Below are 26194 nucleotides of genomic sequence, written 5' to 3'. Positions count from 1 at the left end.
GGAAGTATCAGAATAAGGTAGAGCTATTGCAACATAGTAACAAATAAATAGTTGCTTAATTAAGTATACCATTATGAGTAAAATCAATATCCTAGGTATAGTTCGCGACATCAGGAGTAAAACAACTTATCTTACTCCCATTATCGAGGCGGTTTGCAACTCAGTTGATGCTATTGGGGACTCACCCAAGGGACATGTTGAGGTTATTGTCAAGCGAGAACCTATAAACTCTGACCTTGAAGGAAATCAAGTTAAGGGAAGCATCATATCAATAGATGTCGTAGACAATGGAGTCGGGTTCAATCGAGAAAATAGAGAGTCTTTTGATACCTTTCGCAGCAGTTTCAAGTATGAGAAAGGAGGAAAGGGATTTGGTCGTTTTATGTACTTGAAATACTTTGATAGGGTGCAAGTAGAAAGCTACTTCCGTAATGATAAGGGGGAAATGAGAAAACGTTCCTTTGCCTTTGGTAAGAAGAATGACATCATTGTAGATGAGGTTGAAGAGGAGGTGTCGGGACATAACCAAACTGGGACAACATTACATCTAATGTCCATTTTGAAAAACAGTAATATCGATAAGGGACTTGAAGTTATTGCTAGAAAATTAGTGGAACGTCTTCTTGTTTTTTTTGTCGATAATACCAAAAGTATGCCACAGATTATACTGAGAGAAGAGGATGGTAGTGAAGAGATCTGTCTCAACGATTATATTGGAGAAGATAGGGATATTAATTTAGTAAAAGAAGCCCCATTGCCTCTTAAGAGTAAGAATAACCTAAGTATCCAGCTCAAAGTACAAGTATATAAGATATTTTTCTCTACTATGAGTAGCAAAATTAGCCTTACTGCTAATAAAAGAGAGGTTACAGATACTCCTATGCATAAATACATTCCAGAGTTCAAGTCCCCTTTGATAATGGTCGACTCTAAAGGATCAACAAAGAACTATGTTGTAAAGGCTTATGTCATTGGAGATTTTCTTGATGAGAATGTGACAGTTGAGCGAGATGCTTTTACCATATCCAAAACGGGAGATGATTTGTTTGCTGAAATATCAGAGTCTGACATTGAAAAAGCTGCAGCAGATGTAGTCAAAGAATGTTTCAAGGATGAGGTTCATGAACGATTAGAGGAAAAAAAGAAGAAGGTTAGCCAGTATGTGGCACAAAAAGCACCTTGGCATAAATTTCTAGAGAACGACATAGACGTAGATAGTATGCCAATGTCTATATCTGAGCAGGAAATAGAAATGAAATTTCAGGAATGTAAATTCCAAAAGGAACAAGCTGCACGTAATGCCATAAACGTGCTAAATCAGAATCAAGATATAGACTCTCCTCTTGACGTACTAGGAAAGCAGATTGATATGATATTACAAGCTGTTACAGAGGCTGGAAAAAATGATCTTATTCATTATGTGTGCAATAGGAAAAGGGTGCTTGACTTGTTTGATGCTCTTAGAGCTAGAAAAGAAGATGGGAAAGCTCATCTAGAATCTGATATCCACAATATCATTTATCCTATGAGAAAGACAAGCCTTGATACAAGGTATGATGAACATAACTTGTGGCTACTTGATGAGAGACTTGTTTTTTCAAAGTATATAGCTTCGGATAAGGTTATATCATCAAAGGACCATGATGAACCTGATCTAGTTGCGTTCTTTGATGAGAAAGTCTTTATGAGAAATGGAGATAACGTGATTACCTCTCCAATCTCTATATATGAGTTTAAGAGACCTCGTAGAAAAGAGTATAGTGACTCAGAGAACCCTATAACACAAGCTTGCCGATATGCTCGCAAGATACTAGAGGGGAAATATGAAGTGCCAGATGGGTCTGAGAATATCAAGGTAGATGCACAGTATACTCCTATTTACTTATATATTGTGGCTGATATAGTTCCTCGAATTCAACAGTTTGCAGATGAAGCTAGCCTCACTCAGACTCCAGATGGCGAAGGATATATGGGATATATGAAAGCCTATAATGCCTATGTTCAAATAATGAGTTTTAAGAAGGTCGTAGAAGATGCGAAAATGAGGAACGCCATTTTCTTCCACAAATTGGGATTACAGTAGATTGATTACTTCTTAATCAGCAGCTTCGAATTTGGCTTATTCTAAATCCGCTCAATCTTGCTGGTGACAAGGGATAGGATGTCCTGCTTCACCATTCAATAGTTGGTTTCGATAGTCTCATGGAGATTGTCGGAGCCTTCTTCGTTTTGGAAGTTAGCGATGATGGGAATGGGCTGCTACTCCTTCTCCTCGGCAAAATTCACAACAATCTCGGCATGGAGAATCTTCTGTTCTGTGTGCTCGTCAAAGTTATCAGAGGCTACACCCACAAACATGCCTTGTGTATTGTCAGTGGCTTCCTTATCCTCTTGGCTATCGTATTGCTTTTCTATCTATGCTTGAGGAGCTACTAGCTTTACATTCCCGCAAACTTATACAGGTCTCATTCCTTTAGTGTACCATGATTCGACCTCAATTATCTTCACAGTCTCAGTTGCCAGCTCGGGTGCGTATCGGAAGATCATACACGAGTCGCTAGCCCAACGCGGAGAGTCCTCTCGCCTCAAGGGTAGACCTGATAGGTCGTCAACAAAGCTAACTAGGGATAGTCTCGAGGACCCACCATAGGTCGCTAAGGTGACCCATGAAGGAGGTACTAGTTCACTCAAACTATCAGGGTACCTACGAGAGGTGCTGAATGAACACGCCCGGGTAAGCTTCCGCTGCAATAATCTCAGCTTGCCTGTTGAGGAGCGTTGTGATGCACATCTCATCGAGCGAAGCTATGACAAACACGGACTTATCGTATCTTTACGGAGCAGTCTCGGCGCTCAGCTGAGCTATGAGCGCAATGCTTATGGCGAGCTAGTTTGCTTCAGAGCCGGTGAAGCGGAAACAGATGCGAGCTTTACCAGCGAGCATCAGTACGATAGTCTAGGCTTTGAGCTGGAGCGTCTCTTACCAGGAGGCGTTAGTCAGAGCTTTGCCTATGACAACATCGGCCGTTTGGTTGATCGTAAGACCCGCCGCTCTGCGGAGCAGCGCCGCTCCCGCCACTACAACTGGGGCAGTGCCGATCGGCTCCTCTCGATCGAGGATGACCGCTACGGCCTCACTCAGTATAGCTACAGCCCCTCGGGTGAGCTGACGATGATATGAAGGAGTATCTCTTAGATAGTAATTTCAAGATTGATAAAGTAATAGATGGCCTGGTATCTGGACAGAACCAATTCTCTCTTTTGGGGAGTGCGTCTTTTAGTATGTCTTGTCGTTTGTTCTTGTCGAGGGAAAGAGCAACGAGAAGTTCATAGCGTATGTCCTACGACTTATATGCCCCAGGAATTGGATCAGCTCTATCAGCCTCTTTGCCGGGATAGCTTCATCTTGCAGGAGCTACACGATGAGTTTAGAAATCCGACAGAGAGGCTCTTCCCTATGGAGCAACGGATGGCTCATAAGACCTGGATCCTGGAGTTTACTTGGCGGGAGAAGGCTGATAGCCTCATCACCGTTTGGTATGTAAGAGAAGCTGACACGCTGAGGAAACTGAGACACTTCAGATTCTCAGAGCATGATGAGTTCTAGCCATTGATCTTTCCTTCCCCTTGGTCGCTATTCTGATTCAGTGAAGTAATAGAAGTGTAGTTTATGAGTGTGTTCACGAAGATTCTTCAGGTTTCTTGCTTTATTTCTAGTCTCCTCGCCTGCACAGGTCCTAGTAGGGAGCAATCGCAATACATACCGCCTCAGAAGCTCCCGATCAGTTACACACCCATGGAACTGGATAGCCTCTATGAGCCACTTTATCGGGATAGCTTTATCTTGCAGGAGAAGCATGATGAATTTCGGCATCCCGTGGAGCAACAGTTCCCCATGGAGCAGCGCTTAGCACACAATACATGGATCCTGGAGTTTACTTGGAGAATTAAAGCTGATAGCCTCATCACGGTTTGGTACATCCGCGAAGCCGACACACTAAGAATCTTGGATCGGTTCAGATACTCTGAGTATGATGAGTTCTAAGCACCTTCCTACTCCTTGATTATGCGGCTGAGATTAGCATTATTCTTAATTCGCTCTATCTCGCTCACAATAAGCCTTAGGGTCTCTTGCTTCACGCACTCACAGTTGGTATCGATGGTCTCGCTGGGACTATCGGAGTCATCTTCGTTAAGGAACTCTGGACTGACAGAGATAGATTGGTAGCTCCTAGGCAATATCAAAGTTTCATCATGCCCGAATGCTTAGCGTTTATCGCTTTTGATAATCTAAGGTTAGCTCAATAGCCTGTTGCTCAAGGATGATTATTTGCTGGGAGTACTGCTCTAAGCGTTGAAGCATTACCTGTGCAGCCTTGACCGAGTGGTAGCTGTTGATAGCCCTCACTGTTTGGTTGTAGAGGATGGCGATCTTCTGAATCCGTGCTGTGATGCTGGAGAGTTTACGATAGTACTCCTCTGCAGATTCATCCTCGATGATGACCTTAAAGCTCTCGTCTAGGAGTCGAGCTCGTAGGAAGTCTGATTTTGTCTTTGCCCCCGACCTTCGGTATAGCTCGATGAGCTTCTGCTGGTCTTCAATCTTCGGTATCCTGATGTGCCATCTGTGCCATCGTGGACAGGTGGCACATCTTCCGTCAGGCTTGTGCTGTTTCATCTTTTATCTGGATTCATTATCACGACTTCGGAGTGATTGATCCCCCTTTTGGGGCAAGGGTCTTTGTGGTACAAATGGCAATTTGTGGGACAAAGACACACCTTGCCAGTATCAAGAAGGAATGCTTCATAGCCTCTACCGATCACTCTGTTTCTTTAGCGCTCGAGCAAACTTAAGCTCAAGACATCGATATCTCGATTAATTAATTTCTCGAGATCTCGAGGTCTCGACATTGACCTCTTCTAATTGCGGAGCTGAGAGCATTGCTTTATCGACGAAGTCCTCTCTTGCGCGGAGTGAGGATCTGCTTCTTTTGATCGGCTAGAATAAGATACTCGTTGATATCTTTATAGGGAGCGTAGCACGCTCGCATATCCTTGACGGGTAGGCCAGCGTCGAAGAGTTGTTTCGTTGCTCGATCCCCTGCTTCATCATTATCAAGAAGGCTCTCAATTATAGGGTAGGGATGAAGTGTGGGTATGAGTTTCGGAAGTAGGGTGAGCGAATTGAGAATGATGCTGTCATCTTGCACCTCGGGGTGAAGTTTCCGCCAAGAGAGAAAGTCCATGAAGCCCTCGAAGAGCTGTAGCTTGTGACTACCAGTCCCTTTGATTGTACTTATGGCCTTGTACTTATGGCCTTGGGTGCAAAACAGCCCTTAAAGTAGGGATTGCGTAGCTCCCAGCCACCAGCGTCATTTGGGAATCCCAGAGCAAAGAAACACTTCTCGGAGACCCTATAATAGACCTCAGATAAGAAGGGGGAGACATCAGAGGGCTGTAGCCCTCGCTCCGAGAGATACAGTAAGAGCTTGGGATGCTTCACCGCTTGTACGCTGATGAGTTCCATTGAGGGAGATTGTGATCTTACGGGAGTTATTCCTCCAAAAGAAAAAGACGGTGCTAGCCGTACTCCCTTCAGTGCAGCTAGCCGTCTCATAGCTTCTGCTGTGGTGCAGTGCTGGAGAGCGCAAACGAGGTCAATGATGTCTCCGTGGTCTCCTGTGGCGAAGTCATACCATTGGTTGCGCTCTGCATTGACTTTAAACGAAGGCGTGAGCTCTGAGCGTAGCGGGGAGCAGTACCAATAGTTCACGCCCTTGATGAGCTTTGCTTCAAAGCCTGCTTGTGCTAAGTAGTCCACAATGGAGACTTGCTTGATGTCGTGTAGCTGCATGCTGTTTTTTCTTTGGCGGTTCTTCTTTGGTCGGTCGGACGTTTACTATAGGCACTCCTTCCGTCCGACCATTCTATATTTATGGTTGGTCGGATGGTCAGGTATATATAGCCTGCGTCCGACCGACCAATCCAGGGACTTAGTGGTGCTGGTCTGAGTTGCAGCGATAGCGTCCTCGCCCCTCTTTGATGATCATTCCTTTGCGGAGGAGGAAGCGAAGGAGCTCTTTGAGCTTTGTCTGTCGATATGGATGACCAGTCGTAGCAGCGTAGGCACTGCTAAGTCTGACAAGTAGATCGCCATATCCTAATTCTGTATCCTGACCGAATACCTCTCGTAAGGCTTTGCTGTGCTCCTCATAGGTGAGTTCTTGGTAAGCGACTACTTGCGTATGTAGGACGGTATAGTCGCTGTCCAGCTTTGGTAAGCAGATGCCTTCGTCTTCTGATAGCCTGAAAGCGAATGGCTGAAAAGCCTTCGAGCGAATGATCGCAGAGGATACGATGCTTCTATCAGCGTCAGCATTATCTCTGGCAATAAGTAGCACGCTTTCGGCTTTGTTGTTTAGCTCAGTACCAATGTGCCCTCGTGCATTATCGTCGCCTTTGTTGAGATGAAGGACCGTCTGGATATGGATGTTCTGCTCGCCTGTCCATTGCATTAGGTCTCCGACGAGCTTTGTGGCTTCAGTGGAGCTGTTGATGTCATGCATGAGATCACGGATACCATCAATGACGACGAGCCCTACATCAGGGGTGTGGTAGATGGCGTAGCGAATGATGGCTCTGCGCTCTTCGGGATCAGCGATGGCTCTCAAGTGGCTGAAGTGTAAATGCTCGGGCTCACGGTCAAGAGGAAGTCCGGCCAAGTGTAAGATGCGCTGCATGACGAGCTGGCAGTGATAGGGGCTTTGTTCGGTGTCGAAGTAGAGGATGTTGCGCTTGGTCTCAGGAAAGCTCGCTCGATATTCTAGCACCTGCCCATTGATGAGGGCTGCCGCCACCAGGGCACAGACGTTGAAGGTCTTCTTGGCTTTTGCCTTCCCCGTCGAGACGCTGAAGTTGCCGAGCGTGCCAATGATTGCATCCTCCACACGGAGCACTACGGGAGGGAGGGTGAATTCGTCTGTTACTCGGATGAGTGAGCGTTTCCATACCTCCTCCATATCGGGTGATGGATCGCAGGAATGGGTGAAAGCGTTCATCTGCGTCCTCCTGATTTGCGCCCAGCTAGCTCAAGGGCAAGGTCTGCATCGACGATGATCTTTCGTCCGACTTGCGTGATAGCCCGATCGATCTTTCCACTCTGCTTGATGCGATTGGCTGTGGGGAGGCTACACCCAAAAAGTCGGGCAAGCCCAGAGAGCCCGTAAACGAAGTGTCTTTCTTCTTTGGCGGAGGTTTGTTGTGTGCTGTTGGTCTCTGTGTGACGCTGTCCGTGCTGAGCGAGGAAGAGGAGTTCTTCGCCTGTCATCTGCCACACAGGTTTGTCGAGAAGTTCGTGTAGTGTCATAGGATATGGATGTTTACTTGTGCGTTGATATTGCGTTATGCCTAGCGATGTCTTGCGAGCTGTAGGGATGCTTCCTGCGTCGCTTTGACACTGCAAAAGTAAAGGCGAAATCAATGCGTATGAATAGCTCGGGAAGCGCAGGGAAACGCCAGGAAAGAGTAGGAAATCGGGAAGTCTATCTAAGTCTTCTGCTCGTGTTCTTTGATACGTTTAGTGGGTGTCTCAAGCAAATCATACCATCGAGCGTGTTAAAGTCGTTCGAAATCTCTTTTCTCTCACTATAAGTTCATATATTTGTAGCCAAAATCAAGATACATTCAATGGGGCAGAAGAAAGAGCATAGCAATCTCATCAAGGAGTATTTGAAGAAGCGAGGTATCACGCAAACGTGGCTTGCCAAGGAGCTAGGTATGAGCTTCAGCATCACCAATGCCTATGTGTGCAATCGCAAGCAGCCCAATCTGGTCACCCTTTTTAAGGTGGCCGACTTGCTCGGTGTGTCTCCCAAAGAACTCATCAAATAAAATGGCAGAAGAACAAAAATATCAGATCGTTCCCGAAGGGAAGATAAGAGACTACATCGATGGGACTATCCGCAAGGATACGCCCGAGGAGTATGTGCGCCAGACAGTAGAGAAGCGTCTCGTGGTTGAGCATAAATATCCCAAGGCGCGTATTGCTGTGGAGTATCCCATCAAGATGGGCGATGGCAAGAAGCGGGCAGACATTGTGATCTTCTCAGAAGAGGCCACGGCCGAAGAGCAACAAGACCAGCAGAACATTGTCCTCGTGATTGAGTGCAAAAAGGAGTCGGTGAAGCCTACCGACAAAGAGGAGGGTGTGGCCCAACTCAAGACATATATGGCTTCGTGCAGCAACTGCGTGTGGGGCATGTGGACCAACGGAAAGCACAAGACCGTCTATCAGAAAGTGACAGACGACAAGGGGAACATTCTCTTCGAAGAAGCCAATGACATCCCCTCAGCCGATGGTAGCAATAGTGCCAACGATCGTCCTAAGCGTGGTCTCATGTCTAAGGCTACAGACGACAATCTGCTCTTCACCTTCCGCACTTGTCACGACATCATTTCGGTCAATGAGGGACACTCCAAGCAGGCAGCCTTCTTTGAGTTTCTCAAGGTCATCTTCTGCAAGATCACCGATGAGCGCAACGTCACCCAGCCCGTAGAGTTCTACACCACAGCTTCTGAGCGCAACAATTCAGATGGGCAAGCCACGGTGTATAAACGCATCGCGGCCATCTTTGAGGAAGTGAAGAAGAAGCAGGGTAAGATCTTTGAAGCCAATGACACCATCAAGCTAGAGCCACGCACGCTCACTCATTTGGTGGGCGAACTTCAGAAATATTCGCTCCTCGACACGCGCATCGACTTCAAGGGCAAGGCCTATGAGGAAATTGTGGGTTCCAACCTCCGTGGCGACCGCGGAGAGTTCTTCACCCCTCGCAATGTGATGCAGATGGCGGTGGCCATGATTGCGCCACGAGAGGGAGAGAAGGTGCTCGACAGCAGTTGTGGCACTGGAGGCTTTGTGGTCACGGCCATGAATGCCGTTATCGCTACGCTCAAAGCCCAAATGCAAGGGGAATATGGCGAGAACATTGAAGACTGGCCACCGATGATACGCGATGCCTTCAACAATAAGATCACAGAGATTGCTGGAGAGAACTTCTTTGGCTTCGACATCAACCCCGACCTGGTGAAGGCTACGAAGATGAACATGGTGATGAACAACGACGGTAGTGGCAACATCATTCAGCTCAACAGCCTCCTTCCTCCCCACGAGTGGAGCGAAGAGAAGAAGCATCTGCTCGAAGCGCGTATGGGACGAGCCAAAGACTCAATTGTCAATCACAAGACCATCGACCTCTTTGACGTCATCGTCACCAATCCGCCCTTCGGGTCTAAAATTCCCATCAACGACCAGCAGATACTTGAACAGTTTGACCTGGCCCACACGTGGACGAAAGACCAGCACGGCAAGTGGAAGATGAACCCCACGAAGCTCCGTGTGAGTGTGCCGCCCGAACAAATTTTCATTGAGCGCATCATCCAGCTCTTGAAGCCTGGTGGGCGTGCTGCCATCGTCTTGCCCGATAGCATCTTCTCTTCGCCAGGCTTGGAGTTCATTCGTGTGTGGCTCATGCAAAAGACGCATATCATCGCCAGCATTGACCTGCATGCAGACACCTTCCAACCTCACAATGGTACGCAGTGTTCCATCCTCTTTGTAGTCAAGAAGACAGAAGCCGAATTGCAAGAAGAGCTGAAGCTCGGATTTATCCCCAATGAAGAGATCTTCATGGTTATGGTAGACCACATTGGGCATGATAAGCGAGGTAACACGGTGTATAAGCGTGACGAAGAGGGGAACTTGGTCTTGCGTCACGAAGAGAACGAGGTGCGCGAGATTAATGCTGAGACTGGCGAAGTGACTTATCGCAAGGAGAATTTTGAAGAGAAGATCGTTAACGACCAGACCATCATGGTGGCAGAAGTCTTCTTGAAGTGGAAACGTCAACAAGGTATCGTATGGTAGAGGATAAGGAACTGAAAGAGCTTTTACCTCCTTTGCGTTGGTATACTCTTGCTAAGGAGCAAGTCATCAGTAATGGTTATCGCCTTGATGCTTCAGCCTACGACATCGGCGCTATGGATGCACTCTCACGAGTACACCACAACCCTTATGGCTGGGTCTATCTCTGGAGCAAAAAGGGATTGGTCGAGGATGCGTATGTTGGAGGACGCTTTAAGCGGATATACACAGAGAATAAGAATGATATTCCATTCTTTCTACCTTCAGATATAGAGAATGTATATCCAAGCCCAAGCAAGTATATCTCGGCAAAGACCGTGGCTCCATTAGATGACTTGAGAGTCAATAAAGGAATGTTGTTAGTTTCTGTATCGGGGACTATTGGTAAGACGAGTCTGGTTAGTAAGAAGATGGATAAGCAAGTATTTAGCCATGATTTGCTTCGTGTTACCTTCCAAGGATCATACGATCTCGGTTACGTCTATGCCTATCTCAACACAGAGGTGGGCTTGAAGCTTTTGCAGAGCAATAACTATGGAGCAGTCATTGATCATATTGAACCTATACATCTAATGAGGCTCCCCATCCCGAATGCGCCCGAAGAAATCAAGCGGAGCATTCACGAGGCTGTAGTAGCATCCTACGACCTACGCGACCAATCGAACGACCTCATCGACGAGGCGCAACGCTTGCTCTATGACGCACTCGGATTGTCTGCAAAGATGGAATTGACCCCGCAGTACTATACGCCCGATGCTGGCTTCCGCTGCTTCACTGTCAAGCACGAGGAACTCAACAACCGCTTCGATGCCTCCTACCACGTGCCCGAAGTCAAGGAAATCCTCTTCCTCATTGCCCAAAATGCTGCCGAAGTCACCACCCTCGGCGACCCAAGGGTGAGCAAGGAAATAATCTTGCCAGGACGTTTCAAACGTATTTATGTTGAAAAGGGGAAAGGGGTACCTTTCTTTGGAGGTAAACAACTGTTACAGTTGGATCCTTCGGGAGATAAATATTTATCTCTCAATAATCATGGAGACCGCATCGATCAAGAACTCTCCATCAAAAAGAATATGTGTTTGGTAAGTTGCAGTGGTACTATTGGAAAAGTGCAGATTGCTCCTCGTCATTGGAATGGCTGGGCGATCAATCAGCATGTGATGAGAGTGATTCCTGCGTCCGATGAAATAGCTGGCTATATTTATAGCTGGCTATCTTCCCCATATTGTTTCCCTCTCATTGTGCGCAATAATTATGGTGCTGTCATTGATGAGATTGATGATAAGCAGTTAGCTGAAGTCTCCATTCCCCTCCTGACGGATAAGGCGGTTCAGTCACGCATCAATAACTTAGTGCTAGAGGCAAATGCCCTGCGCTACAAAGCTTATCTCAAGGAGCAAGACGCACTGCAACAGATGGAGAAAGTTCTGAGGCGTTGATATAGATGAAGTTATAATGAAAATAATACCTTATACAGGCATTCTAAGGTAAAGGAGTGTAAGGAGTTCAAATTCTAGAAAGATATGATTAAAAAGTTTGACGTCAAGAATCTAGGGGTTTTCAAAGATTTTGAATGGGACAAGAACGTTGTAGACGATAATGGAAAAATAGAGACCTTACAAGATATAAACATTTTATTTGGGCGTAACTATTCGGGAAAGACAACTCTTTCTCGGATTTTTCGTGCCTTAGAGTTAAAATGCGGACTCGAAAAGTTTGAGAGTGGTTCGTTCCAGTTGGAACTGAGCAATGGAAATACTATAGATGAAAAATCTATAGCGAACTTTACAATCCCTGTTCGAGTCTTCAATGAAGACTTTATGAAAGAGAATCTACTCTTTATTGGTAATCCTGAAGAAGGTATAACACCCTTTGCCGTATTGGGTGAAAACGCCCAGATTGAGTTAGAAATCCAAGAGCTAAAAGGTCTGTTAGGGTCAGCAGAAGAAGGGAATGAAACTGGACTTTATCTGGAGAGAAAGAATGCAGTCAAAGACTATCAAGATGCAGAAAAAGAAATAAAGGAAGAGAAAGAACGGTTAGAGAAGATGCTCAAGCTTAAGGCTCTGGATAAGAAATCCGGTATCAAGTATCTATCCCATATTTTTGGCGATCAGAATTACAATGTAGCCAAACTCGAAGATGAACTTAAGAATGTTACTCACGACAATCAACTGGCAAACGAGCAATTAGTTGAGTTGAAAGCACTATTAAAGGAAGAGACAAAGCAAATCACACTTATATCAGAATGTTCTTTCCCAAGTTTCGAGGACATCAATCAACGAATTAAGGTTATTGTGGAGCAGCAGATAATGCCATCAGGAAAAATTGAAGAATTAGTACGCAATGCAATAGCAAACAAATGGGTTGAGGAAGGATGTAAACTACATGAGGGAAAGAAAACTTGTTTATTCTGTGGAGGTGAAATCACAAACAATCGCTGGGCAGAGTTAGAACGTCATTACGACGAAGCTACAAGGAAATTGAAAGATAAGGCAGAGAAGGCGGTTGATTGGTTAGAAGAACATATTCAAGTAGCAAAGGATCTCTACAAAATATCACCTGAGAAATACTATCAGCACTTTAAAGTTGAGGTAGAGGATATTAATAAGGACATGGATAAACTTCGAGAGAACCTTTTGACAGCGTTGAACGACATTTTGCTACAAGTGAAAGAGAAATTAGCGGATATTCATTCTACCCCTTCTTATATTGAATCCGCATTTGATATTTCAGATCTCAATGCAATTTATAGTCGGATTGAGAATCTTGAGAAAAGTGCAGCTGAGTATGGTGCTAAGCTTAAGCAGGAGCAATCTAAAACTCAGGAAAAACTCCGTTTAGCTGAAGTTTCTCGCTTTAAGGAAGACATAGGCTATGAAGAGAAAGTCAAGCTCATATTAGAGAAAGAGGCGGTTCTCAAAGAGAAAGGAGAAGCAAAGGAAGCAAAGGAAAAAACAGTTCTTTCCAAGGAGAAAGCTATTAAAGAAAAAGAGCGCCTCCGTCAAAATGAAGAAGAGGGAGCAAGAAAAGTAAATGCAATTCTGAAAAACTATTTTGGACATAGATTCATTGAGCTTAGAGCTGTTAAGAAAGATAATGAAGAAGGTGTTTACTTTGATGTGTTTCGAGGAGAGCAGAAAGCGTATAACTTGAGTGAAGGGGAACGTAATCTAGTTGCTTTTTCGTACTTCGTTGCGAAACTGGAGGATGTTGAGACTGTAGCAGAAAAGCCAATAATTTGGATTGATGATCCTATATCGAGCTTGGATGTTAATCATGTGTTCTTTATCTTCTCGCTGATAGACCAGCAAATAGCGGCTAAACATCAGTGGGTACAGCTCTTTATATCTACCCATAATCTTGATTTCTTGAGGTACCTCAAACGGCTCCATACAAAGGAACTGACTATACCCTATTCAGATAAGAAAGGCGATATAAAGCAGCGGAATATTCAAATCCAGCGCTTCTTATTGGAACGGAAGGGGCATTCTTCGGTTATCAGTGTTATGCCGAAGTATATGAAAGAACATGTGACAGAGTTTAATTACCTATTTCACCAAATCTATAAATGTAGTCAAGCGGCTGAAAATGAAGCATATGAGCTGTTTTATGGCTTTGGGAATAATGCACGTAAATTTTTAGAGGCCTATCTATATTATAAATATCCTGATAACGATACAAACTGCCTCCATAAGAAAATGATGCGCTTCTTCTCAGATGAATGTGCGGCTACTACTATAGATCGCATTGATAACGAACTTTCACATCTTGAGGGGTTAATGGAGAGGGGGATGTCTATGTCCGATCATGCCGAGATAAAGAAATGTGCCCAGTATATACTAGAGACTATCAAGACCAAAGATCCAGATCAATATGATGCTTTTCTTCTAAGTATTAACCCTAAATAAAGCATTCTCTATCTAAACATTATGCTTATAAGTTTCTGGGTGTAGAAAAGGGTGTAAATTGCATAACTTGCTGATTTACACCCTTTATTGCGGAGAGAGAGGGATTCGAACCCCCGGAACCTCTCAGTTCAACGGTTTTCAAGACCGCCGCAATCGACCACTCTGCCATCTCTCCATGGTCAATTTCACCCCGTTTGAAGCCCACCCGCAAGGGAGGGTAGGGGGCTTAACCGATGCAAAGATAGTCTATTTCGGCGAATTTGCAAGAGTGGACTTATCGGAGAGGGGAGTATCTCCTTTGTGAGGAGGGGAGAGAAGGGTGAGTCGTGGGACCTGCTGCCACGCCTGCTCGCTGGGGAAGTTGTACCTTTGTAAGAAGGCCGCGGGACTGCGGTCACAGCACATCGCCTAATACATTATGTATATGAATAAGTTCAAGGGCTTCCTCTACGGGATGACTGCATCTGCGACCTTCGGGCTGCTGCCCCTATTCACGCTGCCGACGATGGCCGAGGGCATGACGACGGATAGCATCCTCTGCTATCGTATGCTCTTCGCTTCGCTGTTGGTTGCTGTGCTGATGATGGTGCGTCGGGTGAACTTCTCCGTAGGCTTGCGCGAGCTGAGTTGGCTCGTCCTCTTGGGCTTCTTCTACTATGGGTCGGCTACTCTGCTCTTCCAGGCCTATGGGAGTATGTCGAGCGGGATGGCCACGACGCTGCACTTCCTCTATCCGGTGGGCGTGACGCTCATTATGGCGGTACTCTTCAAGCAGCGTCCTTCGCCCTTCACGATTATCGCTATTATCCTTGCGCTCTCGGGCGTGGCACTGCTCTCGCTGCGAGGTAGCGGGGTAGCGGAAGGAAGCGCTTCGCTGGTAGGCATCCTGCTGGTCCTGCTCTCGGGGCTCAGCTATGCGATCTATCTTGTGACGGTGAATAATGTCCGCCGCATCCGCGAGATGGACAATCTGAAGCTGACGCTCTACGTCCTCCTATCCAGTGCGGGCTTCTTCCTCATCAATGCGTCCTTCAATGGCGGGGTACAAGCTATCCCAAGCGGGTCGGCACTGGTCAACCTCCTGCTGCTGGCCTTCCTCCCTACGCTGGTGTCAAATCTTGCGCTCGTGCGGGCGATCAAGAGTATTGGCTCGACACTGACTTCGGTCCTCGGGGCTATGGAGCCGCTGACGGCTATTGTCATCGGGGTGGTAGTCTTCGGCGAAACGATTTCGGGTACGATGGCTCTGGGGATTCTCCTCATCATCGCAGCGGTGACGATCATCGTGCTTTCGCCCCTCCTTGATAAGAATATCGCCGAGCGCCTGCGCCGTTTTGCCCAGCGACCTATTGGGCGGAGGTAGGTCGACCGACGGGACTTCTTCCCTGCTTCATCTCTCTTATTATACGGTGCTCCTTGCGGTGAAGGGCTCTCCTAAGGGAGGGCCCTTTGTCGTTTGCGTGGGAGCAGGGGAAAATGAACCAGTACTGGTCGCTGAGTGGACCAGTACTGGTTGCCAAAAGTGACCAGTACTCCTTCGCATCGTGATCAGTACTCCTCCGATCGATGACCAGTACTGGTTGAAATTCCTCTCTCCCGAGTAGGGGGATTTGCCTTCGTAGGAGAGGGGCGTGGGAGGCGCGAAATAGGGGGCTTCGATGTAACCGACTTTATGGTCTATTCGTATTGTCTAAGGCAGGAGATTTGGTGAATTCAAAACATATCTCTTAATTTGTAGCCGAGAGATGTAGCAAAAAACGCTCATCTCCACGCACAAATTTCATTCATTACGTAGCAATAAATAGTCGCCTATCGAGTAAGCTTTACATATCTGAAAGTAATTAAGTCTATCGCTGGTCCGTAGCCAGAGTCTGCCCCGACGTCTTGTGGGCGCGCCCTGTGGATCCAGCCCTAAACTGAGACAACAATGAGACGATATGAAAGCATGAGCGATGATCAGCTGGTGCACCTTTATTCCGCTGGGACTAACGAAGCCTTTGACACGCTTCTCCTTCGCTACGATGCCTATGTCCATACGACGATCCGCTATTGGGTCACTGACGAAGATCTCGTGGAAGATATCTTCCAGGATACCTTCATCAAGGTCATGATGACCATTCGCCAAGGCCGCTACACGGCCGAGGGGAAGTTCCGCAGCTGGATCGGGCGCATCGCGCACAACCTGATCATGGACCACTTCCGCCGTCAGCGTACGCGTGGTCAAGAGCAGACGATCGAGGGGACTTCGACCGAAGATCTCCTACAGACGATCCAGATCCCCTCTCCCGAAGCTATCGCTGAGGAGCGCCTGATCCACGGCGAATATGTCGATGAGCTGGGCTATGGCCTGAGCCAGCTTTCCGCCGAGCAGCAGGAGGTCGTGCGCCTTCGCTACTGGGAAGAGAAGAGCTTCAAGGAGATCGCCGAAGAGACAGGCGTCAGCATCAATACAGCCCTCGGGCGTATGCGCTACGCTCTGCAGCATCTGCGCCGCTACGTGCGTCAGTAAGCCTCCCGCCCTCTTGTGCGGTGGGACGATACCATATTAATATATATGTCCCTTCGCAGCCTTACACTTGCCTTTGCGCTCCTGCTCTCCGTCCTTTGCCCCGCCGCTCTGTGGGCGCAAGAGGGAGCCGTCGAGCGTCAGCCCTATCTCGACTTACGCCGCTATTATATTGGCTTCCGCCTCGGGCTTCACTTGCCCGATGTGCGGATCACCAATAGCGGGGCGGTCAATAGTCTGGGTGGGCAACTCTGGGCCGATAGCCCTGTGTGGCACCCAGGCTTCAGTATCGGCGTCATCGGGGGCGTGACCCTCGTGCCTCAGCTGGAGCTACGCCTGCTCCCGACGCTTCATCTCGGGGATGTGCCCGTGGCCTACACTGATGGGAGCCAAGAGGTAGAGCGCCTCTCTCTGCGCACGAGTAGCCTGCAGCTACCACTGGAGCTGAAGTGGGCAGCCGTGCGCTGGGGCAATTACCGCCCCTTCGTCGCTGCTGGTGGCTATGCTGCTCTGCAGCTCAGGACGCGCTCGAGCGAACTCCTGCACCTCCGCCCCATAGACTACGGGCTGAGTATCGGTGCTGGGTGCGACCTCTACTTCTCCTTCTTCAAGCTCTCGCCTCAGCTGACCTTCCACTATGGCTTGGCGAACCTTCTCCAAACGCACCGCCCCGATCTGCAGGGTGCCCCCCGGATACGCTTCACTGAGGCCGTTCGTGGGGTGGCGACACGTGCGCTTCTCTTCACGCTGTCCTTCGAGTAAAATGGTCTTTTAAAAAGTTTTAACTATCTTTGCGACAAATAGCCTCTTCTCAGAGGGATCATACTTAAACGAACAGAAGATTATGAAAAGATTTGCTCTTATATTCTCAGCACTCCTTCTCTGCATCGGCTTCGTCGTTGCACAGAACGGAAAGGGTGCCGTCATTTCTTCCGCTGCGCCAGAGTTTGACTTCGGCATCATCAAGGAAGCTAATGGTAAGGTCTCACATACCTTCGTCATCAAGAATGTCGGGGACGCTCCCCTGGTGATCACGCGTGTCGCTACGCCCTGCGCTTGCACGACGCCTGAGTACAGCCAGGAGCCTATCGCTCCAGGCCGCGAAGGCAAGATCACTGTCTCCTTCAACCCCGCAGGCCGTCCCGGTCCTTTCTTCAAGAATGTCGCCGTCTATAGCAACGGCCGCGATGGGGCCTTCACCCTGCGTATCAAGGGTAAGGTCGAGTAATCTTACCGGACTCTATCACGACTAAGACGAAGCCGCTACAGCATCTCAGCTGTGGCGGCTTCGCTCTTTTATAGACCTGCCTATGGGTAGATGTGCCGAATTTTATGGAGGAAATAGGCACAGATATGGGTAAATGGTTGTACCTTTGTATCATAAATTCTTTTAGGAAATGAGTAGTATCCCCTTTGATCTGTCGAAGATCCGCGCCTTCGTCCTAGATATGGACGGGGTAGTGAGTGCTACGGTGAGCCCCATTGGCCCCGATGGTATGCCTATGCGTACGGTCAATGTCAAGGACGGCTATGCGATGCAGTACGCTGTCAAGCAGGGCTATACGCTGGCAGTCATCTCCGGTGGTGCGAGCGAAGCGATGACGCAGCGCTTCCACCAGCTCGGTGCTAAGCACGTCTATATGCGGGTCTCGGACAAGGCTGCTCAGCTCGATATCCTCTGCCAAGAAGCGGGTATTACACCCGACCAGATCGCCTATATCGGCGATGATATCCCCGACATCCCCATTATGAAGCTCGTGGCTCTGCCCTGCGCACCTGCGGATGCCGCTCCCGAAGTCAAGTCCATCGCTACCTACATCTCCCTCTGTGATGGGGGCTATGGTGTGGTGCGTGACGTCATCGAGCAGACCCTGCGCGCCAATGGCCAGTGGTCGCTCTCAGCAGGCTTTGGCTGGTAAGGAGACCTATAATACTATGTGGAAGCACCTCGACGACTACCAGATCATCTTAGGCTCACAGTCTCCGCGCCGTGTGGAGCTCCTGCGTGGGCTGGATCTTCCCTTTGAGCAGATCCGTCTGGAGGGTGTCGATGAGTCTTACCCTACTGATCTACCTCTCGAGGAGATCCCCCTCTATATCGCCCGCGTGAAGGCGGAGGCTTATCGTCCACTTCTCGGTGAGCGCACGCTCCTCATCACGGCTGACACGCTGGTCTTCATCGGGGATAAAGTCCTCGGTAAGCCCCGTGATGCTGCACAGGCGAAGGCGATGCTTCGCGAGCTAAGTGGGCAGAAGCATACCGTCACTACGGGTGTCGTACTGATGACGCCCGAGCGTTCGGTGGCATTCTCCGACACGGCGACGGTGGAGTTCCTCCCCCTGACGGATGAGGAGATCGACTACTACGTCACTCACTACCAGCCACTGGATAAGGCTGGCGCCTACGGTATACAGGAGTGGATCGGCTACCGTGCCATCCGCCGTATCGAGGGCTCTTTCTACACGGTAATGGGCTTGCCAGTGCATCTGGTGGGCGAACAATTGATGAGCATATTTCATACAAATACATCCAATAGATAATGTATATACAGATCGTAGGCGGGCGCATTTACACGCCCACAGGCTGGATCGATGGTGGCAGTGTCCTCGTCGAAGGCAAGAAGATCAAAGCGATTCTTAATACCGACCTCCCTATCGAGGGCGCACGTCAGCTGGATGCTCGAGGCTCGTACATCATCCCTGGTGGGATCGAGATGCACGTGCACGGCGCTGCCGGAGCAGACTACATGGACGGGACGGTAGAGGCCTTCCGCACAGCATCAGACTACCACCTCCAGCAGGGTACGACGACGATCTTCCCCACACTCTCCACCTCGAGCTATGAGACGATCATGAAGGGGATCGAGTGCACGGAGATCCTGATGAAGGACGATGAGTCCACCGTCGAAGGTCTCCACCTCGAAGGTCCTTACTTCTCTGTGAAGATGGCTGGTGCTCAGCTCCCCGAGCTGATCCGCCCCGCTCGTCCCGAGGAATACACGAAGATCATGGAGCGCGGTGACGGTGTCATCAAGCGCTGGGACGCTGCTCCCGAGATCGAGGGTGCACTGGACTTCGGTAGCTATATCCGTGAGCGCGGTGTCGTCGTCGCACTGGCCCATACCGAGGCCAACGACAAGCACGTCCGCGCAGCTTGGGAACATGGCTACACGCTCGGTACGCACTTCTACAATGCGATGAAGGTCGCTCACAAGGTCGGTGTCTACAAGGAGCCTGGTGCCGTAGAGACCATCCTCGATATGCCCGACTTCGATATCGAGGTGATCTGCGATGGTATCCACGTGCCTCCCGTGATGGTCCACCTGGCTTACGCTGTGAAGGGCCGCGAACGTATGGCACTCACCACCGATGCACTCCTCTACACGGGTACGGTGAACTTCAAGGATCCCACGGGTCACGCTATCGTCGAGGACGGCGTCTGCAAGCTCTCCGACCGCTCAGCTCTCGCTGGTAGTATCGCTACGATGGACCTCCTCATCCGCACCGCTGTGCAGAAGGCTAATATCCCCCTCATCGATGCTGTCTACATGTGCACCTACACGCCTGCCCGCATCATGGGTATTCAGGATACGAAGGGTGCTCTCGAGGCAGGCCACGACGCAGATATCCTCTTCCTCGACGAAGACCTCCAGCTGCGCTTCGTCATGCACCGTGGTCGCACGGTCCGTGGCGCCGAGTTCTGGGGCTAAGCCTTTCCGACTGCTACAGATATAAATACGCAGCGCCCCGTGCCACTACGGCACGGGGCGCTGCGTGTTTTATGTTTGTCCCTATCGTTCCCGTGGCTATGCCAGCAGGCGAGCGAGGATATAGCCACCGCCTACGAGCCAGACATACAGCCCGAGGGCGAGGAGGAAGGCCTTAGCGCCCGACTGGCGGAACTTGGCAAAGGTCGCATCCAAGCCAATCGCCGTCATCGCCATCGCCAGCATGAAGCCGTCGATGACCTCGATGATATGCGTCAGCTGGTGATATGCTGCGACTTGGCCGATATGCTCAGCTCCCATGCCCAGCAGCGTATTGATCCCGATAGCGATGAGGAAGTAGAAGGCAAACCAAGGTACTTGTATCTTCCCCGAGGTAGCGCTGTCTGCACTGCCTCGGCGCATGATGTAGCCGAGGATCATCAGGACGGGTGCGAGCAGAAGCACGCGAAGCATCTTCGTCATCGTCGCGATGCCTGCGATGTCTATGCTGGAGCCGTGGGTGTCGGGTGTCATCGCAGCCCCTGCCCCGACGACGTGTGCGACCTCGTGTATGGTAGATCCCGTGTAGACCCCGACTGCTTGTGGGGAAAGGGCATCTAAGAGCCCTGCACGGTAAAGGAGCGGGTAGCCAAACATCGACAGCGTACCGAAGAGGACTACCGTCGCTACGGCGACGACCGTCTTGTGTGGCTTCGCCCCTACGACGGGCTCTGTGGCGAGTACAGCCGCTGCTCCACAGATAGCCGAACCCGAGGAGATGAGTAAGCGTTCGTCTTTGTCCAAGCCCAGTGCTCGCCCGAGGTAGTTCCCAAGGATAAGTGTGCCAGCGACGATGATCACATCGATAAGGATGGCGCCACCACCTACGGCGAGGAGCGTATCGAAGCTCAAGCGGAAGCCATAGAGTACGATCCCCGCACGCAGGATTTGCTTGCTGGCGATCTTCAGCCCGCCGTCCCAGCTTTCGGGGAACTGGGAGCGTACGGTGTTGGCCAAGATCATCCCCACGATGACGCCGAGCACCATCGGGCTGAGGCGCAGGTCGTGGAAGAAGGGCACGAGCGAAAGGGTATGAACCAGGAGGGTCAGGACGACGAGGAAGAGGAGACCATGGATGGTACCTCGAGGGAGGGCTTTCATTGAATTGCTGTCGTGAGTAATAGATCTTTTGTCCTGCAAAGATACGGCACTCCTCGCTACCTTATACCGGAGGGTCGTATGAACCTATATTGGTCGCTGGGCGAACCTATATAGGTTCACTCACGGATCTATATAGGTCACGACGCCGACCTATATAGCTTCACCCGATGAACAATATGAGACTGTTGCTCCGCGTAGGGATAAAAGTTGTGGACGAGTGGCAGATAAGTTTGGACTACGCACGTGGCTCTAATATCTACGTACGTGGATATTTGGATTTACGTGCCTGGTCTTTAAGACTACGTGCATAGATGCGGAAAAACCACTACGGGAAGGTGCTTTTTTCTTCACGAGAATGATACTTTTCCCTCCGCTGGATAAGAGGAATACTCGCGATAAGGTGAAGGGCTTGTGTATCGCTTCGGAGAGGCATATCGGGGAGCTGGGTGCGCGATGCTTTAGCACAATAAGTAGGGGGCAGGACTCTCGGCAACAGTCTCCATATAGGTTCGCTCACCCCTCTCTCATACTTATGATGGATATGGATATAGGCAGGGGGACGAACCAATATAAGTTCGTCCCCCTGCCTATATGATTTCTTGCCTTATATGGCTGGCGGTACTGATGTGCTTATCTCCGTCCGCCCTTCGCTGGAGCATCGGCCCACTCCCTCAGATAGAGGCGGGCGCACATCTCGGCGTCATCGCCAGCGCGGTGGTGTGTGCCGCGAGTGATCTGGAGCTGGTCGCAGAGGGATGCGAGCGAATTGCTCTCGAAGTTATAGATCTGCCGTGCACGCTTCAGCGAGCAGTCCCACTTCAACTCCCCAAGCTCGATCTCGTAGAGCTCGGCCGTACGCTCCAGACAGCTGCGGTCGAAGGGAGCGTTGTGGGCGACGAACGTGTCGAACTCCTCCAGATACTCGCGGGCAATCTCCTCCCACACGTCGGGGAAGGAGGGGGCGGTGGCGGTATCCTCGGGGCGGATGCCGTGCACTTGGATGTTCCAATAGGCATAGGCATTGTCCTCGGGCTGTACGAGCCACGAGCGCGTCTCGACGATCTCGCTATCACGGACGACGCAGATACCCACCTCGCAGATGGAGCTGCGCTTCTGCGTAGCCGTCTCGAAGTCAATGGCGATGAAGTTGAGCTTGCTCATTCCGTAGGGTGATGGGGGAGCTTAGTGCGTGCGGGTCATGTCCTCGGGGACGATGAGGATGAAGTCTGCCATACCGCGGTAGGCTTCTTCGAGGGACTGGACATCCTCCTGCAGGACGGTCGTGATCGTCACGATGCGCGTCTTGGGAGCGTAGCGACTGAGGTAGGGGATGATACCGCCATTCTGCAGGGAGTGGTAGGAGCCGTTGAGGTGGAGGAAGGTGTGCTGAGGGCGGAGGTGCTGGCTGATGCGGTAGCCCATGGTGGCATCCTTGATGGCTTGAGCTTCCTCGAGGTAGCGCTTCTCCTTCTTCTTATCCCCGTGGACGAGAGCACCCATAGCGGCGAACATTCCCGCACTCTCCTCCGTGGACTGGAAGGCGATGGGCAGAGGGGGTAGATAGCGCTTGGCTTCGGCGCTGAGCGAGTCGAGGGCGGGAAGGCCCTTGCGATTCACCAGATCGGCATAGCGACGGGGTACGTTCGTCGCGATGACTCTAAGGCCATGGTCCTTGGCGAAGTAGACGACGGGGTCGTAGTCCGTCTCATAGTTCGGCCACAGGCGTGCCTCGTCGCCGTAGCTCTTGGGGCTGATGGTCTTGGCGAGGTACTCATCGAGGATCAGCTGGATATCCGCCTCGAGCATCTCAAGCCCGAGGGTGAGGTTCTTCCCCTTACGCTGCTGCAGGGCCTCGAGGACACGGAGCTGCATCCAGTGGCTGATGGGATTGTTGTGCAGCTCCCCGAAGAAGACGACATCGGCACCAGCGGCGCGTGTGATGAGCTTGTCGAAGGTGACGGGGCGCCCGACGGAGTCTACGAGGCGGTAGGCGACGGGCTCGGTGGTCTTCTGCGCTGATACGGAGAGGGAGAAGAGAAGCCCCGTGAGGAGCAGGGTGAGGGTACGGAGGAGTTTCATTGCTTGGGTACAATCGAATAGATGAGGTGGCGCTGAGGGCTGAGGATCGTGCGGAAGGCGGTGCGGAGCTCCTCGGGTGTGATGGAGCGAAGGATCTGCTCGTACTGAGCGAAGTCCTCAAGGCGCTCACCGCTACGCACGAGGCCAAGGAGCATATCTTGCCAAGGAGCCAGATCACTCTCGGTGAGGGCTTCGCGCTTATTGATGAGGAAGGTGCGGGCGATGTCGGCTATTTCGCTGGGGCTGGCGAGCTTCGTCTGGAGGTCTTCGACCAGCTCCTCGATGAGCTTGCAGGCCAGTGGAGCATTGCTACTCTTCACAAGCGTCTCGAGGCGGAACCATACGAAGGGCTCGGGCTTCGGGCGGTACTCCATATAGAGATAGGGCGAATAGATGATGCCCGCCTCGGAGCGCAGGCGATCGATGAGACGACTGCGCAGGAGCTCACGCATGAGCTTGAGGCGTAGGCTACCACGTAGGGTAGGCTCGTAGGTGCCGTAGTAGACGTTGTGCAGTGCCGTCTCGTCGCCAGCATCGATATCCTCGAGGGTATAGTTTTCTGCCGTGAGCTGGCCCTGAGATGGGAGGGTGGGCTTAGCGGGGCGCTGGGGAAGGTCAGCGAAGACGCCCGAGATTTCCTTGAGGAGAGCTTCGCTGTCGAAGCGCCCGACGACTACGATCGTCATCCCCTCGGTGCGCGTCCACAGGTCGGTGTGGAAGTCAATCATGTAGGGAAGGCTGAGGGCACGTGCTTCGGCTTCGGTCTCAGGTTCGCGCTGGGGGATGTAGGTGCCGAGGATGCTATCCAGACGGCGCTGTAGCTTGCGCTCAGGGTCACGGGCAAGCATTTGCTCCAGACGGCTGGGGCGCCCGAGGGCGGAGATAAGTGATTCGCGTGACTCCTCGAAGTCTGCTGTCGCAGCCTCGGGGTGCAGCATCTTCTCCTTCATTAAACGTAGGAGGCTGTACGTCTTGCCCGTGGGAGCTGTACCGAGGAGTGCACCCCAGTCCATGGCTTCGGTGAGGGTGAGTGCTACGCCGTGGTCGAAGAGGAAGCTATCGAGCTGGTCACGGGGTAGGGTCGCGATACCGCCCAGCTCCATATAGGCAGCGAGCGAAGCGACGCGAGGCTGCTCGTCAAGCGGGATGTCACGCAGGCCCGAGGGGTGGTTGATGGCGATCTTCACGACAGAGTCCGCTTCGGGCATGGGGCGCAGGATGATGCGGATGCCATTGGGGAGATAGGCCTCCTGCACGCCGAGGTTGGGGTGTAGCTTCGACGAACGGAGTTGTGCCGTGGGGAGCTTCTGTGGGGGAGTGAGGAGCTGTGGGATGGCGCTCTTCTTCTCTTCGGTAGCCTCATCCGAAGGCGGAGTGAAGCTGAGACGGGTGCGCTGGGCGGAGAGTCCGCGCTGGATAGCACGCTCGATGGCGCCACGCTGTGGGCGTGCTGTCTCGGGGAGCTGCGCATTGTGTGTGAAGCTCGCCAGCTTGCTTGGCCCAGTGAGGTAGCGGTAGAGGCGGTCAAAGGCGGGGCGGAGATCGCTGGCACGTAGACCGTCGATGCGACGCTCGAGCTTCTTCTTCTCTGCCTCATCGGTGAGGAAGTGGTCGCCGTGGAGGATCTCATCAGTGTAATAGTCGCACCAGCCAGCCGAGGGCGTATCGCCCGTGACGACGTATAGGGCGGACTTTGCACGCTCCTTGAGGAGGGTGAGTTCGCGCTCTGATATCGTGCCTCGTCGCAGTACGCTCAGTGCCGAGATAGCCTCGCGGAGGTCACGGAGGATCTCGGCCGTACGACTGCCTTCGAGGGTGAGGGAGAGGTGGCTTGTACGGCCAAGATACCAGCTGTCAGCGAGCTTAGCGCCGCGGAGCTTGTCGAGTCGGTGACTCCATGCAGCTAGTGCCATGCGGTGGACCTTCTCCGTAAAGAGCTCGGAGAGCGTCCGTGTGGGGAGGGTCTTGTGGGGGAAGATGAGGTCGAGGGTCGCTGTGCGGATGAGGGTGTCGCTATGGCTCTCGAGATGTAGGCCACGCGGGTAGTGCAGCTCTGGCTCGATATAGGTACGGGCTGGGGTGGTGGGGGCGGTGGTGAAGGTCGCGCGTAGGCTCTTCTCCGCGGCATCCAGGTCGAAGTCCCCGACGAGGACGATGGTCGCAAGGGAAGGACGATACCAGCGATGGTAGAAGGCACGTAGGCCGCTCGCCGTCGCACGGTCGATGTCTTGTGCTGTGCCTACGGGGAGGCTACGGCTGTGGATGCCTGTGCCGACCTTCAGCGAGTAGAAGGGATCGGTCTGTACGTAGGCGCGTATCTCCTCCTTGATGATACTACGCTCCTGCTCCACCTCGAGGCTGTCGAGCTGTAGCCCCGTGAGCCAATCGCTGAGGATGAGCGCCGTGCTATCAAGGACGTGCGGCTCATCGGTGGGGAGGGAGATCATATAGACGGTGCGGTCGTGACCAGTCATAGCATTTAGCTCGACGCCGTAGCGTGTGCCGAGACGCTCTGCATAGCGCTTGATACCGCCCGAGGCAAAGTGCTTCGTTCGACCGAACGCCAGATGCTCGATGAAGTGTGCGTAGCCTGCTTCGTCGGGACGCTGAGCGCAGGAGCCCACACGCATGACGAGGCGTGCCTCCATCTTCTTGCGTGGCTGAGTATTGTGTCTGAGGATGTAGCTCATCCCATTGGAAAGCGTCCCTCGTCGCTCTTGGGTGAGAGCGGGGCAGGCGAAGGAGAGGAAGAAAAGGGTAAAGAGGAGGGTGAGCCCTATGGAGCGGAATCCCTTCCTCTCCACACGGCTGGTCGGTGTGTATACGTATCTGTCTATTGCCATCAGATGCTACTTTTCGCTAATAGATAGAACGCCGTAGGTATGCCCTCCGGTTGTCAATCCGCCAA

24 protein-coding genes, 1 tRNA gene and 1 pseudogene are annotated in these 26194 nt (G+C 51.2%); 15 read left to right on the top strand and 11 right to left on the bottom strand.

The window, feature by feature from the left end:
- Positions 1-73: 73 nt before the first annotated feature.
- Positions 74-2083 (top strand): ATP-binding protein, encoded by a 2010-nt coding sequence (locus IEX77_RS06780; protein WP_188808264.1) that lies wholly within the window; start codon positions 74-76, stop codon positions 2081-2083.
- Positions 2084-2181: 98 nt separating this feature from the next.
- On the opposite strand, the pseudogene IEX77_RS08470 reads toward IEX77_RS06780, so the two are convergent.
- Positions 2182-2415, bottom strand: a pseudogene (locus IEX77_RS08470) (conjugal transfer protein TraG); the annotation flags it as partial.
- 298 nt (positions 2416-2713) lie between these two features.
- On the opposite strand from IEX77_RS08470, the gene IEX77_RS06775 reads away from it, so the two are divergent.
- The 3 genes from IEX77_RS06775 to IEX77_RS06765 all read left to right on the top strand — a co-directional run bounded on the left by IEX77_RS06775 (position 2714) and on the right by IEX77_RS06765 (position 4045).
- Positions 2714-3181: an RHS repeat domain-containing protein gene (locus tag IEX77_RS06775; protein WP_188808263.1), complete on the top strand. Its 468-nt coding sequence runs from the start codon at positions 2714-2716 to the stop codon at positions 3179-3181.
- Positions 3182-3352: 171 nt separating this feature from the next.
- Positions 3353-3607, top strand: coding sequence for a hypothetical protein (locus tag IEX77_RS06770; protein ID WP_021667592.1), 255 nt, complete (start codon positions 3353-3355; stop codon positions 3605-3607).
- Between the two features lie 189 nt (positions 3608-3796).
- Positions 3797-4045, top strand: a complete 249-nt coding sequence (locus IEX77_RS06765) for a hypothetical protein (protein ID WP_229770830.1) — start codon at positions 3797-3799, stop codon at positions 4043-4045.
- 228 nt (positions 4046-4273) lie between these two features.
- Here IEX77_RS06765 and IEX77_RS06760 read toward each other — a convergent pair whose 3' ends face one another.
- The 5 genes from IEX77_RS06760 to IEX77_RS06745 all read right to left on the bottom strand — a co-directional run bounded on the left by IEX77_RS06760 (position 4274) and on the right by IEX77_RS06745 (position 7366).
- Entirely contained in the window at positions 4274-4678 is a 405-nt protein-coding gene (locus IEX77_RS06760) for a plasmid mobilization protein (RefSeq protein ID WP_188808260.1), read from the bottom strand.
- Between the two features lie 268 nt (positions 4679-4946).
- The gene (locus IEX77_RS08465; protein ID WP_229770829.1) at positions 4947-5246 is read right to left on the bottom strand and encodes a toprim domain-containing protein; all 300 of its coding nucleotides are present in this window, start codon (positions 5244-5246) and stop codon (positions 4947-4949) included.
- Positions 5247-5296: 50 nt separating this feature from the next.
- Positions 5297-5854: a DUF8464 domain-containing protein gene (locus tag IEX77_RS08460; RefSeq protein ID WP_229770828.1), complete on the bottom strand. Its 558-nt coding sequence runs from the start codon at positions 5852-5854 to the stop codon at positions 5297-5299.
- Positions 5855-5993: 139 nt separating this feature from the next.
- Positions 5994-7058 carry an AAA family ATPase gene (locus IEX77_RS06750; protein WP_188808259.1) on the bottom strand — a complete coding sequence of 355 codons (1065 nt, stop codon included), beginning with the start codon at positions 7056-7058 and terminating at the stop codon, positions 5994-5996.
- Positions 7055-7366 carry a DUF3853 family protein gene (locus tag IEX77_RS06745; protein ID WP_188808258.1) on the bottom strand — a complete coding sequence of 104 codons (312 nt, stop codon included), beginning with the start codon at positions 7364-7366 and terminating at the stop codon, positions 7055-7057. The genes IEX77_RS06750 and IEX77_RS06745 overlap by 4 nt, the downstream gene beginning before the upstream one ends.
- Positions 7367-7686: 320 nt before the next feature.
- On the opposite strand from IEX77_RS06745, the gene IEX77_RS06740 reads away from it, so the two are divergent.
- The 4 genes from IEX77_RS06740 (at position 7687) to IEX77_RS06725 (ending at position 13833) form a co-directional block, all read left to right on the top strand.
- Entirely contained in the window at positions 7687-7890 is a 204-nt protein-coding gene (locus IEX77_RS06740) for a helix-turn-helix domain-containing protein (protein WP_188808257.1), read from the top strand.
- 1 nt (position 7891) lies between these two features.
- Positions 7892-9925 carry a type I restriction-modification system subunit M gene (locus IEX77_RS06735; RefSeq protein WP_188808256.1) on the top strand — a complete coding sequence of 678 codons (2034 nt, stop codon included), beginning with the start codon at positions 7892-7894 and terminating at the stop codon, positions 9923-9925.
- Positions 9919-11361, top strand: coding sequence for a restriction endonuclease subunit S (locus tag IEX77_RS06730; RefSeq protein WP_229770827.1), 1443 nt, complete (start codon positions 9919-9921; stop codon positions 11359-11361). The genes IEX77_RS06735 and IEX77_RS06730 overlap by 7 nt, the downstream gene beginning before the upstream one ends.
- Positions 11362-11445: 84 nt before the next feature.
- The gene (locus IEX77_RS06725; protein ID WP_188808255.1) at positions 11446-13833 is read left to right on the top strand and encodes an AAA family ATPase; all 2388 of its coding nucleotides are present in this window, start codon (positions 11446-11448) and stop codon (positions 13831-13833) included.
- A gap of 90 nt (positions 13834-13923) precedes the next feature.
- On the opposite strand, the gene IEX77_RS06720 is transcribed toward IEX77_RS06725, so the two are convergent.
- A tRNA-Ser gene (locus IEX77_RS06720) sits at positions 13924-14008 on the bottom strand.
- Between the two features lie 249 nt (positions 14009-14257).
- Between IEX77_RS06720 and IEX77_RS06715 the strand changes: the two genes are divergently transcribed.
- The 7 genes from IEX77_RS06715 to nagA all read left to right on the top strand — a co-directional run bounded on the left by IEX77_RS06715 (position 14258) and on the right by nagA (position 20049).
- Positions 14258-15196 (top strand): DMT family transporter, encoded by a 939-nt coding sequence (locus tag IEX77_RS06715; RefSeq protein WP_188808254.1) that lies wholly within the window; start codon positions 14258-14260, stop codon positions 15194-15196.
- A 564-nt stretch (positions 15197-15760) separates the two neighbouring features.
- A complete protein-coding gene (locus tag IEX77_RS06710; protein WP_044115538.1) occupies positions 15761-16342 on the top strand; it encodes an RNA polymerase sigma factor in 582 nt (193 codons plus the stop codon).
- A 45-nt stretch (positions 16343-16387) separates the two neighbouring features.
- A complete protein-coding gene (gene porT / locus IEX77_RS06705) occupies positions 16388-17101 on the top strand; it encodes a type IX secretion/gliding motility protein PorT/SprT (protein ID WP_188808253.1) in 714 nt (237 codons plus the stop codon).
- An 82-nt stretch (positions 17102-17183) separates the two neighbouring features.
- Positions 17184-17567: a DUF1573 domain-containing protein gene (locus tag IEX77_RS06700; protein ID WP_188808252.1), complete on the top strand. Its 384-nt coding sequence runs from the start codon at positions 17184-17186 to the stop codon at positions 17565-17567.
- Between the two features lie 169 nt (positions 17568-17736).
- On the top strand, positions 17737-18258 hold the full coding sequence (locus tag IEX77_RS06695; RefSeq protein WP_009432122.1) for a KdsC family phosphatase: 522 nt from the start codon (positions 17737-17739) through the stop codon (positions 18256-18258).
- 16 nt (positions 18259-18274) lie between these two features.
- Positions 18275-18880 carry a Maf family nucleotide pyrophosphatase gene (locus IEX77_RS06690; protein ID WP_188808251.1) on the top strand — a complete coding sequence of 202 codons (606 nt, stop codon included), beginning with the start codon at positions 18275-18277 and terminating at the stop codon, positions 18878-18880.
- Entirely contained in the window at positions 18880-20049 is a 1170-nt protein-coding gene (nagA, locus tag IEX77_RS06685) for an N-acetylglucosamine-6-phosphate deacetylase (protein ID WP_188808250.1), read from the top strand. Before IEX77_RS06690 ends, nagA begins: the two co-directional genes overlap by 1 nt.
- Before the next feature lie 96 nt (positions 20050-20145).
- On the opposite strand, the gene IEX77_RS06680 is transcribed toward nagA, so the two are convergent.
- From IEX77_RS06680 to IEX77_RS06665, 4 genes are all read right to left on the bottom strand, one after another.
- Positions 20146-21207, bottom strand: coding sequence for a YeiH family protein (locus IEX77_RS06680; protein WP_188808249.1), 1062 nt, complete (start codon positions 21205-21207; stop codon positions 20146-20148).
- A 630-nt stretch (positions 21208-21837) separates the two neighbouring features.
- Positions 21838-22368 carry a 3'-5' exonuclease gene (locus IEX77_RS06675; protein WP_188808248.1) on the bottom strand — a complete coding sequence of 177 codons (531 nt, stop codon included), beginning with the start codon at positions 22366-22368 and terminating at the stop codon, positions 21838-21840.
- 21 nt (positions 22369-22389) lie between these two features.
- Positions 22390-23286: a ChaN family lipoprotein gene (locus tag IEX77_RS06670; RefSeq protein WP_188808247.1), complete on the bottom strand. Its 897-nt coding sequence runs from the start codon at positions 23284-23286 to the stop codon at positions 22390-22392.
- Positions 23283-26129: a M16 family metallopeptidase gene (locus tag IEX77_RS06665; protein ID WP_188808246.1), complete on the bottom strand. Its 2847-nt coding sequence runs from the start codon at positions 26127-26129 to the stop codon at positions 23283-23285. The genes IEX77_RS06670 and IEX77_RS06665 overlap by 4 nt, the downstream gene beginning before the upstream one ends.
- Between the last annotated feature and the right edge of the window lie 65 nt (positions 26130-26194).

The sequence above is a fragment of the Porphyromonas pasteri genome (assembly GCF_014647755.1).
Taxonomy (GTDB): Bacteria; Bacteroidota; Bacteroidia; order Bacteroidales; family Porphyromonadaceae; genus Porphyromonas; species Porphyromonas pasteri.
This window is presented reverse-complemented; position numbering and strand designations above follow the sequence as displayed.